Source organism: Isoptericola sp. NPDC057391 (assembly GCF_042668085.1).
GTDB lineage: Bacteria > Actinomycetota > Actinomycetes > Actinomycetales > Cellulomonadaceae > Isoptericola.
Window position 1 is genome coordinate 1 of the sequence record NZ_JBHVBO010000125.1, and the last position, 12,474, is coordinate 12,474.

Sequence of the window (12,474 nt, forward strand, 5' to 3'; positions counted from 1 at the left end):
TCGCTCAGCAGTTCAGCTGAAGGAACCGCCGCAGGCGCAGGAGCTGCCGGCGTTCGGGTTGTCGATCGTGAAGCCCTGCTTCTCGATGGTGTCCGCGAAGTCGATCTTCGCGCCCTCGAGGTAGGGCACGCTCATGCGGTCCACGACGACCTCGACGCCGTCGAAGTCGCGCAGCGCGTCGCCGTCGAGGAGGCGCTCGTCGAAGTAGAGCTGGTAGATGAGGCCGGAACAGCCGCCGGGCTGGACGGCCACCCGCAGGCGCAGGTCGTCGCGGCCCTCCTGCTCGAGCAGGCTGCGAACCTTGTCGGCGGCGACGTCGGACAGGTCCACGCCGTGCGTGGCGATCTCGGTGGTGTCGGTCATGCTTCCTCCAACAGGCGGACCGGTGCGGCTGTTCCCGATCCTACGCGCGAATTCCCGGGGCGCGATGACACGGGTCACAGGCGCGGCGAGCGGTCAGGCCCAGGACGGCGCCCACGTCCGCGCCACGCGCGCGGTCCCCGCGACGACGTCGGGCCCGGTCTCGTGCACGCCGCTCACGCCGGCACCGGACCACTCGCGGCGCGAGACCTCGCTGCGCGCGGTCAGCACCACGACCGGCACGGCGTGCGGGGCGGCGGCCGCCACGGCGGCGGGGACGCGCCCCTCGCGCAGCGTCGTGCCGTCCAGCACGGGGAGGTGCACGACGACGAGGTCCGACGCCGCGGCCGGGCCCGTCAGCGGCCCCTCCTCCGGCCCGGCGACGCTCGACAGGCCCAGCGCGCCGAGCGGGACGAACACGCCCGCGGGCGCGGGGGCCTCCCCGGCCGGCGCGGTGCCGGACGGGGTGCCCGGCAGGACGACGGTGGTCACGTCGCACGAGGGCGCGGCCTCCCGCCACGCCGACGCGAGCGCCGGAGCCAGGGAGCCGGCGTCCTCGCCGACGCAGAGCAGCACCTGCATCCCGTGATCGTGGCACATCCGGCAGGCGCGGCGGACGCCCGACGTCCCGGACGCGGGCCGCGGGGAGACGCGGACGCACGGCGCGCCGCGCACGGACGCTGTGGAAATATGAGCGCGTGACCACCCTGCTGAACGACACCGCGGGCACCCCGGCCGGCAGCACGACCGGCTTCGCCGAGCCCGCACCCTCCGCGCTGCTGCTCCTCGGCCAGGGGCGCGACCTCGCCTCCGAGCGCGGCGTCGAGTGCACCGGGGCGCTGCCGTCGCCGTCGGACCCCGACCTGGTGGAGCGGGCCCGCGCCGCGCGGGCCGCCCTGGGCGAGCGCGCGTTCGTGCTCGGACACCACTACCAGCGCGACGAGGTCATCGACTTCGCCGACGTCACCGGGGACTCCTTCAAGCTCGCGCGCGAGGCAGCCGCCCGCCCCGAGGCGGAGTACGTCCTGTTCTGCGGCGTGCACTTCATGGCCGAGAGCGCCGACATCCTCACGTCGGACGCGCAGCAGGTCGTGCTGCCCGACCTCGCCGCGGGCTGCTCCATGGCCGACATGGCCGAGATCGGCCAGGTCGAGGAGGCGTGGGCGGTGCTGCAGGACGTCGGGATCGCCGACGACACCGTGCCGGTCACGTACATGAACTCCTCCGCGGCCATCAAGGCCTTCACGGGCCGCCAGGGCGGCACCGTGTGCACGTCGTCGAACGCGCAGGTCGCGCTGCGCTGGGCGTTCGACCGGGTCGGCGGCGTCGAGGGCACCGGCAAGGTGCTGTTCCTGCCGGACCAGCACCTGGGCCGCAACACCGCCGTCCTCCAGCTCGGCCTGAGCCTGGACGACTGCGTGGTCTACGACCCGCGCAAGCCGCTGGGGGGCCTCACCGAGCAGCAGCTGCGCGACGCGCGCATGATCCTGTGGCGGGGGCACTGCTCGGTGCACGGACGGTTCTCCGCGCGCAACGTCGAGGAGATCCGTGCGAAGGTGCCGGGGGTGACGGTGATGGCCCACCCGGAGTGCCGGCACGAGGTGATCACGGCGGCCGACGAGGTGGGGTCCACCGAGTTCATCATCAAGGCCCTCGACGCCGCCGAGCCCGGCAGCTCGTGGGCGATCGGCACCGAGCTCAACCTGGTGCGCCGCCTCGCCAAGGCGCACCCGGACAAGCAGGTGCACTACCTGGACTCGACCGTGTGCTTCTGCTCGACCATGAACCGCATCGACCTGCCGCACCTGGTGTGGGCGATGGAGTCGCTGGTCGAGGGACGCATGGTCAACCGGATCGTGGTCGACGCCGACGACGCCCACTGGGCGCGGGTGGCGCTCGACCAGATGCTGGCACTGCCAGGGATCTGAGCGTGATCTGACGACGACCTGACCGGGGCCGCGACGGCCCGGACGACCCAGGAGTAGGCATGAGCACCGACGGCGGGCCCCACATCGGCATCCTCGTGTTCGACGACGCGGAGGAGCTGGACGTCGTCGGGCCGTTCGAGGTGCTGGCCGCGTGGGAGCAGCACTCCGCGCTCAAGCCCCACGTGAGCACGTTCTCCCGCGACGGCGACGGGGTGCGCCTGGCCAAGGGGCTGCGGCTCCTGCCCGCCCGCTCCGCCGACGACGTCGGCCCGCTGCACGTGCTCGTCTACCCGGGCGGCTGGGGCACCCGCGCGATGATCGCCGACCCGGCCCACCTGGAGTGGCTGCGTCAGGTGCGCGTGCAGACGCCGGTCCTCGCGAGCGTGTGCACCGGCGCGCTCGTGCTCGCGGCGGCGGGGCTGCTGGCCGGCCGCCCGGCGACGACGCACCGCGACCACTACGACGAGCTGGCCGAGATCGACCCCAGCGTCGTGGTGGACACCGAGGCGAGGTTCGTCGACGACGGGGACGTCGTGACCTCCGCCGGCGTCTCGGCCGGGATCGACATGGCACTGCACCTGGTCGCGCGGCTCGAGTCGCCCGAGGTGGCGCGCGCGGTGCGCCGGGGCATCCAGTACGACCCCTCTCCCCCGGTCTGACGCGCGGGACGGCCGGCCGACGGGTACCTGATACCGCCGGTCGCCGATATAGCCTGCGCGGGTGACTCGAATGATCCAGCTCACCTGGGCGTCCCTGCGCCCCCGCAAGCCGGTCCCGGGCCAGGGCCTGCTCGACCCCTCCGTGACGCGCATGCGTGTGCACCCGGGCGACCTCGACCTCTACCTGCACGTCAACAACGGGGCGTACCTGCAGATGATGGACGTGGCACGGTCGAACTTCATCGCCGACCTCGACGGCTTCGCCAAGATCGGCGACCGCAAGTGGTACCCGGTGGTGGCGGCGTCGACGATGACGTACAAGCGCTCGCTGAAGCTGGGCGACCGGTTCGAGATCACCACGCGCGTGCTCGGCTGGGACGAGCGCGTGGTCTACCTCGAGCAGGTCTTCACCTGCCGCGGTCAGCTCTACGGCCGCGGCTACGTGGCCGGCCGCTTCCTCGGCCCCGGGAGCGCGCGCGTCGCCGCGCCCGACGTCGTCGCGCTCATGGGCCCGGAGGCTCCGGCGCAGAGCCCCGAGCTCCCCGACGACGTCGCCGCCTGGGCGCGCGCTCTCGACGTCGCGCACCGGGATGCCGGCAGGATCTGACGCGCGGTCGCGCCCGGGTCAGCGGAACGTCGTCGCGTAGTACGTCTGACGGTCCACGGTCTCGACCGTGACGTCCTGCGTGCGCTCCAGCCGGCGGCGCAGGTTGTCGGCGAACCGCAGCGAGTCGTCGTTGAACCGGGAGACGTCGTACGCGCACACCACCCGGTGCTCGGCGAGGTACCCGACGAGGACGTCGATCATGTCCATGAAGGTGCGGGTCGCCCGGCGGCCCGGGTGGGCGAGGGTGAAGCCGATGTACCAGACGGCCCCGCGAGCCGCGTGCTCGGGGTAGCGCTCGGCGAAGAACTCCGGGCTCACCCACGGCACGGCGGCGAGGTCGGTCGCGAGCGTGGTGAGTCCGACAGCCTCCCCGTGGGCGTCGTGGGCGAGGAGCTTGAGCACCCGCGGGTCGCTCATCTCCTCGTCGAACTCCTCGCGGTGCAGCACGTGGCGTGCCGCGGCGCGGGTCCGCAGCGGCTCGAACGCCTCGAGGTAGAGCGTCCAGAACCGCTCGGCGACCTCCCCGGTCACCGTCGTCTCGAACGTCACGTCAGCTCGCACGGCCCAGCTCCTCCCATCCGGCGCGGCGGAACGTCGCCACGACCACGGCGCAGACAGGGAGGTTCTCGCAGGCCATGCCGATGATGCGGCGCCCCTCCTGGTGGTACATGCCCCCGCGCGTCGCGGACAGGTCCTCCAGGCTGTGCACGAGGTCCGTCTCCACCTGCTCGTGCGACGGGCCGTCGTGCTCCACGAAGAGCCCGGCGCCGCTGCCGTCGTCGCGCCGGGACCACGCGACACCGGCCCAGGCCTCGTGGCCGGGCAGGGAAGCGTGCCCGGCCGCGTACACGCAGTACAGCGCGTCGCCGTGCTCACCTCGGAGCTGGTCGCGCCCGTCCACCTCGAGGATTGCGCTGCCCGGTGGGACCACCGAGCTCAGCCGGACCAGGTTGAAGTCGCCCACGCCGGCGGCGACGAGGGCCGCGTCGAAGGCCGCGAGCGTCGTGCGGCCCCTCCCGGTGCCGGCGCTCACACGAATGGTCAAGGGCTCGCTCATGGGGTCCTCGGGGTAGGTCCGGTCTGACGGTGGGCGGAGGAGCCGGCGGTGCGACCCGCAGCGGCGTCCAGGAGGTCCAGGACAGGGCGCAGGACCGCGTCCGGGGCCTCCCGGCCCTTGGTGAGGAAGACGGTACTGCCCAGCCGGAGGTCCTCCCGCTCGACAGGGCCGACGTCGGCGCCCGAGTAGACGACGAGGGGGGTGCGGTGCAGGCGGCCGCGGCGTCGTAGGTCCGCCACCAGGTCGTGCCCCGTGCCGTCCGGCAGGCGCAGGTCGAGCAGCACCAGGTGGGGCTCCCGGCCGTCCGCCAGCGCGGCGCGCGCCTCGGCGAGGTCTCCCGCGGGGGTCACCCTCAGGCCGGCGCTCTCCAGGACGGTGGTCAGGACGGCGCGGAGGTCGTCGTCGTCCTCGACGACGAGGACGCGCTCGTGGTGCGGGCGCCACCGGACCACGTCGCGGACCGTCGCCACGAGGTGCGCAGGGTGGACAGGTTTGACGAGCCAGCCGTCCGCGAGCGCAGCGGTCTCCCGGGCCTCCGACGGAGAGGTGCCCGACACGACGACGACCGGGAGCTCGGCGGTCGCCGCGGAGCGGCGGAGCCGCCGGAGCACCTCGGCGCCCCCGGTCCCGGGCATCGCCAGGTCCAGCACGATCGCTGCGGGGTGCTCCGCCTCGATGGCGTCGAGCGCTGCCGCGCCGTCGGTCACGCCCACCACGGCGTACCCACGGGCCTCCAGCACGGAGCGCAGGACGTCGACGACGTACGGGTCGTCGTCGACGACGACCACCCGGGTGTCCGTCGCGACGCCTGCGGCCTCGGACGAGGCGGGCTGCGGTGTGGGGCCCGTCGCCGACGGGTCGGGGGTCGCGCCCGGCGCGTCGTCGCGAGCAGGGGCAGGCACCCCCACGCGGGGCAGGGTCATCCGGAAGCTGGACCCACGCCCGTCCCCGTCGCTGACGGCCCACATCCGCCCGCCGTGCCGCTCGACGATGCTGCGCGCGATGGCGAGACCCAGCCCCGTGCCGCCTCGTTCGCGCGCGTCCGAGGCGTCCACCTGCTCGAAGCGGCGGAAGACGGTCTCGAGCTTGTCCGGCGGGATCCCTCGACCGTCGTCGTCGACCCGCACCTCGACCAGGTCCCCGACGGGCCGTGCGGACACCCGGACGGCGCTCCCCCGCGGGGAGAACTTCACGGCGTTGCTCAACAGGTTCGTCAACGTCTGCACGATGCGCTCGCCGTCGACCTGGACTCGCTCGGCGCTGCCGTCCGAGGACAGCACGACGCCGGCGTCGTCGGCCTGGATCGACACCTGCTCCGTCGCCGCCGCGACGAGCTCGCCGAGCGGCTGCTCGGCGAGCTCCAGCTGGGCCGTCCCCGCGTCCATGCGCTCGACGTCGAGGATGTCGTCCACCAGCCGCGCCAGGCGCTCGCTGCTCGTGAGGGCGATGTGCACCATGCGTGCGGCCTGGTCGGAGGACCGGTCGAGCACCCCGCTGTCGAGGAGGCCCAGCGCGCCACGGATCGAGGTCAGCGGGGTGCGCAGCTCGTGGCTCACGACCGAGACGAACTCGTCCTTGATGCGCTCCACCTCGCGCCGCTCGGAGATGTCACGGAACACCACGACCGCACCGCTCACCGCGCCGCCGGTGCGCAGAGGGCTCGCGGCGACCTCGACGGGGATGTCCTTGCCGTCCGGGCGCCGGTAGACGTCCCGCTCGGCCGTCGCGGTGAGGCCCTGGTGCAGGGCTTCGGCGATGTAGCAGCCCGCGGCGGGGTACGGGGTGCCGTCCTCGGCCGGGGCGTGGAACGTGTCGTGCGCGTCGAGGCCCACGATGTCGCCCGCCGCGACCCCCAGTGTCCGGGCGCCCGCGTCGTTGACGAAGGTCACCCGGCCCGCGGAGTCGACGCCGTAGATGCCGTCGGCGACGGACTCGAGGGTGCGCTCCCGCTCGCTCGCCAGCGCCCGCAGCTGCGCCGTGCGCTCCTCGACCCGGCGTTCCAGCCCGCCGCGCAGCGACTCGTTGTCGACGACCACGAGGATCTGCCGCACCGCGACGGCGACGAGGACCGCCACCCACAGCGAGTTCGCCACCCCGAAGATCCGGTAGTCTGCGCCCGACTGCCACACCCGCGCGAGCGCCGCCGCGAGGAACAGCCCGAAAGTGACGGTCGTGCCGAGCACGGGCGACCCGTCCGTCCGCTGCCCGGTGACCGGGCTGCCGGAGGAGGCGGGGTGCCTCGCGGCGACCGCGATGGCCAGGTAGCCACCCACCCAACCGACGTCGACGGGGCTGCCGAAGCTGAAGCCGCCCCCCGCCGTCAGGAACGCGAACGCGACGTCGGCGACCGCGTACAGCACGAACCCGATTCCGACGAGACCGAGCGGCACCCGCTCGGCGGCCGGGGAACGAGTGAGGACGAGGACGGCGAGCGTCGCGAGGAGCGCGTCCACGACCGGCAGAGCGTAGGCGGTGAGCGCCGGGCCGCCGTCCAAGCTGCCTCCGCCCCCCAGGGCGACGCTGAACACCGCGATGTACAGCACCGACCCCCCGACCACCACGCTGTCGAGCAGCATGCGGATCAGCTCGTGCCCGCGCGGTCGCACGGTCGGGAACAGCGCCAGCCCCACGACGCCGAGCAGCAGGGCAGCGATGTACGCCGTGTCGCCGGTCGCCGGGTCGCCGACCAGGACCGCGTACACGTTGCCCAGGAGGCCGACCGCGCCGCCGAGGGAGAGCATCCCCCAGGCGCGACGTCGGCGCCCGGTCGACCGCGTCGCGCGCCAGCCGCAGCTCAGCGCCGCGACCACGCCCGCGGCTGCGATCGCCCCGCGGGAGATCGCGGCCTGCACGGACTGCTCCAGGGGGCCCGCCAGGAGCACCACCAGCGCCGCCACGCACACTGCGGCGACCCAGCACCAGCGCACGAACACCGCGTGCGCCCGAGCCGTTGCCTGTCGGCCGTCCCCCATGGGCCCGAGAGTAGGAGAGGTCCGTCCGCTTCGCCCTCCCGACGGGCGCTCGGAGCGACGAAGAGCGTCCTGGAACGTCGCGGGGTAGCGTCGTGCGGACCTGAGAGGGCACGGACGGGGGGCAGGGCACGTGGCGACAGGGGGCCGACGCGTGGTGGTGATCGACGACGACCCGTCGATCCGTGAGGTGGCAGCGGTCGCGCTGTCCGCCGTCGGCGGGCACGACGTGCTCACGGCGCCCGACGGGACGATGGGGCTGGACCTCGCCCGTCGCGTCCGGCCCGACGCGATCCTCCTCGACGTGATGATGCCCGTCCAGGACGGCCCCACCGTGCTCGGCCGGATGCGCGCCGTCCCCGAGCTGCGCGAGACCCCCGTCGTGTTCCTCACGGCGAAGGTCGGCAGCCAGGACATCTCCCGGCTCGACGGCCTCGGCGCGACCGGCGTGCTCACCAAGCCGTTCGACCCGTTGCTCCTGTCCTCCGAGCTCGCGGCCGTCCTCGGGTGGGACGAGTGACGGCGACACCCGGCGCGCCGCGGGAGCGTCCCGGCGCCGAGCAGGAGGGCGAGGAGAGCCCGACCCTCGACGATCTCGGGCTCGACGACGCGCTCGCCGCGCTCGCTCGCCGGGCCCACGACCGCAACCGGGGACGCGCCCGCCGGCTCAGCGAGCTCCTGGCGGCGCCGCGCACGGACCTCGGGGCCGCGGCCCGCGAGGAGGCGATGCGGCTCTGCCACACGATGGCCGGGTCGGCGGCGACGTTCGGCGAGCTCGGGCTCTCCCGGGCCGCCACGCGGCTCGAGACCGCGCTCGGCGCGGGCCGCGACGTCGACGTCCAGGAAGCCCTCGACCTCCTGAGCGCCGAGGCCGGCACGGGCTGACGGGCCGGCGCCTCAGCGGGTCGTGCCGGCCACGGTCGCGCGTGCCTCCTCGGTCGCGGCGCGGACGGCCTCGTCCTCCTCCGTCCCCGCTGCGAGCGCCTCCAGGTCCGCCAGGAGGTCGCGCGCCGCGTCGGGGTCACCGGCCCGCACCGCGAGCTCGGCGAGGTAGGCGAGCGCGGGCGCGAGCTCGCCCGCGGGCGTGTCCGCGCCGGCGGCACGGGCGCGTCGGACGGCGCCGCCCAGGGCCCTGCGCGCCTGGGCGACGTCGCCCTTCGAGTCGGCCAGCACGACGGCGTTCTCGGTCGCGCGCGCGAGCGCGCCCCCGCCCCCAGGGGTCCACGTCGCCGTCCCACCCTCGCCGGTGGCGAACTCGGTGCCCGGATCCGGTGCGCGCGTGACCCGCACCCAGTTGCCCGCGGGGTCGACGAGGCTGAACCCGCTCAGTCCCACGTTGTTGGCGCGCCGACGCGGACGCGTCACCCGCGGGGCCCCGGACACCGGCAGGCGGCCGTAGAGGGAACGCATCCCGCTCGCGAACGCCTCGTAGACCGGCTCGGTGTCCGGGACCACGACCACGCAGGTGGAGTGGCTCTGCTCCGGGTCCCAGCCAGGCATCCCGTAGTACTGCAGCTGGATGCCGCCCCGTCCGAACGACACGACGCGGTAGGGCCGGCGCTGCCGGTACGTCACCTCGAGGCCGAGCGCCGTCCAGAAGGCGACCATCGCGTCCTGGTCGGCCTCCGAGTCGCCGCACGGCAGCAGCGCCACGAGGAACGCCCGCGCCGCCGCGTCGTCGAACGCGTCGCCCGGCATGTCCCCCGCCATGCGCTCAGCCCTCGCCGGCGCCGACCCGGCGCAGCAGGAGCGCCTCGGCGAGGACGACCTTGCGCAGCTCGCCCAGGTGCACCGACTCGTCGGCGCCGTGCGCGCGCGAGTCCGGGTCCTCGACACCCGTGACGAGCACCGCGGCGTCCGGGAAGAACTCGAGCAGGTCGGCGATGAACGGGATGGAGCCGCCGACGCCGATGTCCACCGGGTCGGTGCCCCACGCCGCCGCGAACGCCGAGCGCGCGGCACGCATGGCCGCGGAGTCGTCCGCGGCGTGGAACGCCCGCCCCTGCTCGCCCGGCCGCCACGTGACGCGCGCCCCGAACGGCGCGTGCGCCTCGAGGTGGGCGCGCAGCGCGTCCTCCGCCGCCTGCGGATCCTGCCCGGGCGGGATGCGCAGCGACAGCTTCGCTGCCGCGCGGGGCGCGATCGTGTTGGACGCGTGCGCGACGCTCGTGGCGTCGATGCCGATCACCGAGAGCGCCGGCTTGGCCCACAGCCGGCCGGCGATGGTGCCCTCGCCCGCGAGCGCGACGCCGTCGAGCACCGAGGCGTCGGCGCGGAACGCCGCCTCGTCGTAGTCGACCTCCGGCTCCGGGGCGCTGACCAGGCCCGCCACGGCGACGTTGCCGGCGTCGTCGTGCAGGGTGGCGACCAGGCGGGCCAGCAGGGTGTTCGCGTCGAGCACCGGACCGCCGAACATGCCGGAGTGCACGGCGTGGCCCAGCACCTCGACCTCGACGACGCCGTCGACCAGGCCGCGCAGCGACGTGGTGAGCGCGGGCACGCCGACCTTCCAGTTCGTGGAGTCGGCGACCACGATGACGTCCGCCGCGAGCAGCTCGCGGTGGTCGGCGAGGAACCGGCGGAAGCTCGGGGACCCCGACTCCTCCTCGCCCTCGACGAAGACCGTGATCCCGACGGGCAGGTCCGCGCCGCCGTCCTCCGCCAGGGCGGCCAGGGCGCGCAGCGCGCCGACGTGGGCGACCAGCCCCGCCTTGTCGTCCGCGGCCCCGCGGCCGTACAGCCGGTCGCCGACCTGCACCGGCTCGAACGGGTCGGTCGCCCAGGCGGCGGCATCGCCGGGCGGCTGGACGTCGTGGTGGGCGTACAGCAGCACGGTCGGGGCGCCCTCGGGCGCGGGACGGCGCGCGACGACGGCGGGCGCCCCGGGCGTCCCGTCGGGGCGGTCCGAGCGCAGGATCCGCACGTCGGGCAGCCCGGCGCCGCGCAGCAGCGCGGCGACGGCGTCGGCGCTCGCGGCGACATGCGCCTGGTCGAAGGCCGCGGCGGAGACGCTCGGGATGCGCACGAGGCGCTCGAGGTCGGCCTGGAGGGCGGGGAACTGGCGCTCGACGTGCGCGCGGAGGGTGGTGGCGTCGTCGACGGGCCGGGCGGTCGGGGCGCCGTCGGGGGCGGAGCTACGGGTGTCGGTCACGCGGCTCACGCTACCTGCGCGCTCGACTACCCTGGGAGCGTGTTCTCCCGCAACAAGCCCGACGCGACGCCGTCGTCCCCCGACTCCACCGACCCCGTCGACGCGGCCGCCGAGATCGAGCAGGCCGGCACGCCCGCCGGCAAGGGCCGCCCGACGCCCAAGCGCAGCGTGTCCCAGGCGGCGAACAAGCGCCCCCTGGTGCCGAACGACCGCAAGGCGGCGACGAAGGCGGCCCGGGAGAAGGCGCGCGAGCAGCGCAACCTCGAGTACCGGGCGATGCAGACCGGCGACGAGCGGCACCTTCCGCCGCGCGACAAGGGGCCGCTGAAGCGCTACGTGCGCGACTACGTCGACGCGCGATGGAACCTCGGCGAGTTCTTCCTGCCCGTCGCCTTCGGGTTCATCGTCCTGAACTTCATCTTCATGCAGAACGTGACGATGTCGGCGCTCGTGCTGATGCTGCTGTACGCCGTCGTGCTGCTCACCATCGCCGACGCCTTCCTGCTGTGGCGCGGGCTCAGGAAGCGGCTGCGGGCCAAGTTCGGCGAGGTCCCCAAGGGCACGATGATGTACGCCGTCATGCGCGCGTTCCAGATCCGCCGCTCGCGCCTGCCCAAGCCGTCCTCGAAGAAGCACGGCGTCTGGCCCGAGTGACCTCCCGACCTGCGGTCATGCCTAGGGTGGGCGCATGGTCAACTACCGGTACCTCGGCAACAGCGGTCTGAAGATCTCCGAGATCACCTACGGCAACTGGCTCACCCACGGCTCGCAGGTCGAGAACGACGTCGCCACGCAGTGCGTGCGCGCCGCGCTCGACGCCGGCATCACGACGTTCGACACCGCGGACGTGTACGCCAACACGAAGGCCGAGCAGGTGCTCGGCGACGCCCTCGCGGGCGAGCGGCGCGAGTCGCTCGAGATCTTCACCAAGGTGTACTGGCCGACGGGCCCCGGCGGCCCCAACGACACGGGCCTGTCCCGCAAGCACGTCATGGAGTCGATCAACGGCTCCCTGAAGCGCCTCGGCACGGACTACGTCGACCTCTACCAGGCGCACCGCTACGACACCGAGACTCCGCTCGAGGAGACGATGCAGGCGTTCGCCGACATCGTGCGCCAGGGCAAGGCCCTGTACATCGGCGTCTCCGAGTGGACGGCGGACCAGATCCGCGCCGGCGCGGCCCTGGCGAAGGAGCTGGGCTTCCAGCTCATCTCCTCCCAGCCGCAGTACTCGATGCTGTGGCGGGTCATCGAGGACGAGGTGGTGCCGGCCTCGCAGGAGTGCGGGCTGTCGCAGATCGTGTGGTCGCCGATGGCGCAGGGCGTGCTGTCCGGCAAGTACGTGCCCGGCCAGCCGCTTCCCGCCGGGTCGCGCGCGACCGACGACAAGGGTGGCGCGTCGAGCATCCGCCGCTTCCTCGACGACGACGTGCTCACCCGGGTGCAGGGCCTGCGCCCGGTCGCCGACGAGCTCGGCCTGTCGATGGCGCAGCTGGCCGTCGCGTGGGTGCTGCAGAACGACAACGTCGCGGCGGCCCTCGTCGGCGCGTCCCGGCCCGAGCAGGTCGCGGAGAACGTCAAGGCCTCGGGCGTGACGATCCCCGCCGAGCTCATGGCGCGTATCGACGAGGTCCTCGGCGACGTCGTCGAGCGCGACCCGGCGAAGACCGCCGAGAACGCCCCGAAGACCCGCGTGGCCTGAGCTCTCTCGCGTCGACGAGCGCCCGCCGTCCCTCCGGACAC

The 12,474-nt window shown here is 74.2% G+C and carries 14 protein-coding genes; 7 read left to right on the forward strand and 7 right to left on the reverse strand.

Annotated features, from left to right (window positions below):
• Positions 1–12 precede the first annotated feature (12 nt).
• Entirely contained in the window at positions 13–363 is a 351-nt protein-coding gene (locus ACFUVW_RS14840; protein ID WP_416343171.1) for a HesB/IscA family protein, read from the reverse strand.
• A gap of 93 nt (positions 364–456) precedes the next feature.
• Complete coding sequence (locus ACFUVW_RS14845; RefSeq protein WP_430572094.1) at positions 457–942, reverse strand: hypothetical protein; 486 nt, start codon at positions 940–942, stop codon at positions 457–459.
• A gap of 125 nt (positions 943–1,067) precedes the next feature.
• On the opposite strand from ACFUVW_RS14845, the gene nadA reads away from it, so the two are divergent.
• The 3 genes from nadA (at position 1,068) to ACFUVW_RS14860 (ending at position 3,554) form a co-directional block, all read left to right on the forward strand.
• Positions 1,068–2,288: a quinolinate synthase NadA gene (nadA, locus tag ACFUVW_RS14850; protein ID WP_430572105.1), complete on the forward strand. Its 1,221-nt coding sequence runs from the start codon at positions 1,068–1,070 to the stop codon at positions 2,286–2,288.
• 59 nt (positions 2,289–2,347) lie between these two features.
• Positions 2,348–2,947, forward strand: a complete 600-nt coding sequence (locus ACFUVW_RS14855) for a DJ-1/PfpI family protein (RefSeq protein WP_430572095.1) — start codon at positions 2,348–2,350, stop codon at positions 2,945–2,947.
• Positions 2,948–3,017: 70 nt separating this feature from the next.
• A complete protein-coding gene (locus tag ACFUVW_RS14860) occupies positions 3,018–3,554 on the forward strand; it encodes an acyl-CoA thioesterase (protein WP_430572106.1) in 537 nt (178 codons plus the stop codon).
• Positions 3,555–3,572: 18 nt separating this feature from the next.
• Here ACFUVW_RS14860 and ACFUVW_RS14865 read toward each other — a convergent pair whose 3' ends face one another.
• From ACFUVW_RS14865 to ACFUVW_RS14875, 3 genes are read right to left on the reverse strand one after another with little or no spacing between them, the layout of a single operon-like run.
• Complete coding sequence (locus ACFUVW_RS14865) at positions 3,573–4,115, reverse strand: hypothetical protein (RefSeq protein WP_430572096.1); 543 nt, start codon at positions 4,113–4,115, stop codon at positions 3,573–3,575.
• The gene (locus ACFUVW_RS14870) at positions 4,105–4,611 is read right to left on the reverse strand and encodes a pyruvoyl-dependent arginine decarboxylase (protein ID WP_430572097.1); all 507 of its coding nucleotides are present in this window, start codon (positions 4,609–4,611) and stop codon (positions 4,105–4,107) included. The genes ACFUVW_RS14865 and ACFUVW_RS14870 overlap by 11 nt, the downstream gene beginning before the upstream one ends.
• Complete coding sequence (locus ACFUVW_RS14875; RefSeq protein ID WP_430572098.1) at positions 4,608–7,583, reverse strand: response regulator; 2,976 nt, start codon at positions 7,581–7,583, stop codon at positions 4,608–4,610. The genes ACFUVW_RS14870 and ACFUVW_RS14875 overlap by 4 nt, the downstream gene beginning before the upstream one ends.
• Positions 7,584–7,734: 151 nt before the next feature.
• Here ACFUVW_RS14875 and ACFUVW_RS14880 point away from each other — a divergent pair, with 151 nt between their 5' ends.
• Together ACFUVW_RS14880 and ACFUVW_RS14885 are read left to right on the forward strand one after the other, a co-directional pair.
• Positions 7,735–8,100, forward strand: a complete 366-nt coding sequence (locus tag ACFUVW_RS14880; RefSeq protein ID WP_430572099.1) for a response regulator — start codon at positions 7,735–7,737, stop codon at positions 8,098–8,100.
• The gene (locus ACFUVW_RS14885) at positions 8,097–8,465 is read left to right on the forward strand and encodes an Hpt domain-containing protein (RefSeq protein ID WP_430572100.1); all 369 of its coding nucleotides are present in this window, start codon (positions 8,097–8,099) and stop codon (positions 8,463–8,465) included. Before ACFUVW_RS14880 ends, ACFUVW_RS14885 begins: the two co-directional genes overlap by 4 nt.
• Before the next feature lie 12 nt (positions 8,466–8,477).
• Here ACFUVW_RS14885 and ACFUVW_RS14890 read toward each other — a convergent pair whose 3' ends face one another.
• Together ACFUVW_RS14890 and ACFUVW_RS14895 are read right to left on the reverse strand one after the other, a co-directional pair.
• On the reverse strand, positions 8,478–9,290 hold the full coding sequence (locus ACFUVW_RS14890) for a hypothetical protein (protein ID WP_430572101.1): 813 nt from the start codon (positions 9,288–9,290) through the stop codon (positions 8,478–8,480).
• 4 nt (positions 9,291–9,294) lie between these two features.
• Positions 9,295–10,731 (reverse strand): dipeptidase, encoded by a 1,437-nt coding sequence (locus ACFUVW_RS14895; RefSeq protein WP_430572102.1) that lies wholly within the window; start codon positions 10,729–10,731, stop codon positions 9,295–9,297.
• A 39-nt stretch (positions 10,732–10,770) separates the two neighbouring features.
• On the opposite strand from ACFUVW_RS14895, the gene ACFUVW_RS14900 reads away from it, so the two are divergent.
• Positions 10,771–11,385 carry a DUF3043 domain-containing protein gene (locus ACFUVW_RS14900; protein WP_430572103.1) on the forward strand — a complete coding sequence of 205 codons (615 nt, stop codon included), beginning with the start codon at positions 10,771–10,773 and terminating at the stop codon, positions 11,383–11,385.
• 34 nt (positions 11,386–11,419) lie between these two features.
• Positions 11,420–12,433, forward strand: coding sequence for an aldo/keto reductase family protein (locus tag ACFUVW_RS14905; RefSeq protein WP_430572104.1), 1,014 nt, complete (start codon positions 11,420–11,422; stop codon positions 12,431–12,433).
• The last annotated feature ends 41 nt before the right edge of the window (positions 12,434–12,474 follow it).

Excerpts from the sequence above, each read along its gene's own strand:
- ACFUVW_RS14840 (WP_416343171.1), bottom strand. The coding sequence starts at position 363 with ATGACCGACACCACCGAGATCGCCACGCACGGCGTGGACCTGTCCGAC.
- ACFUVW_RS14845 (WP_430572094.1), bottom strand. The coding sequence starts at position 942 with ATGCAGGTGCTGCTCTGCGTCGGCGAGGACGCCGGCTCCCTGGCTCCG.
- ACFUVW_RS14855 (WP_430572095.1), top strand. The coding sequence starts at position 2,348 with ATGAGCACCGACGGCGGGCCCCACATCGGCATCCTCGTGTTCGACGAC.
- ACFUVW_RS14860 (WP_430572106.1), top strand. The coding sequence starts at position 3,018 with ATGATCCAGCTCACCTGGGCGTCCCTGCGCCCCCGCAAGCCGGTCCCG.
- ACFUVW_RS14870 (WP_430572097.1), bottom strand. The coding sequence starts at position 4,611 with ATGAGCGAGCCCTTGACCATTCGTGTGAGCGCCGGCACCGGGAGGGGC.
- ACFUVW_RS14875 (WP_430572098.1), bottom strand. The coding sequence starts at position 7,583 with ATGGGGGACGGCCGACAGGCAACGGCTCGGGCGCACGCGGTGTTCGTG.
- ACFUVW_RS14890 (WP_430572101.1), bottom strand. The coding sequence starts at position 9,290 with ATGGCGGGGGACATGCCGGGCGACGCGTTCGACGACGCGGCGGCGCGG.
- ACFUVW_RS14905 (WP_430572104.1), top strand. The coding sequence starts at position 11,420 with ATGGTCAACTACCGGTACCTCGGCAACAGCGGTCTGAAGATCTCCGAG.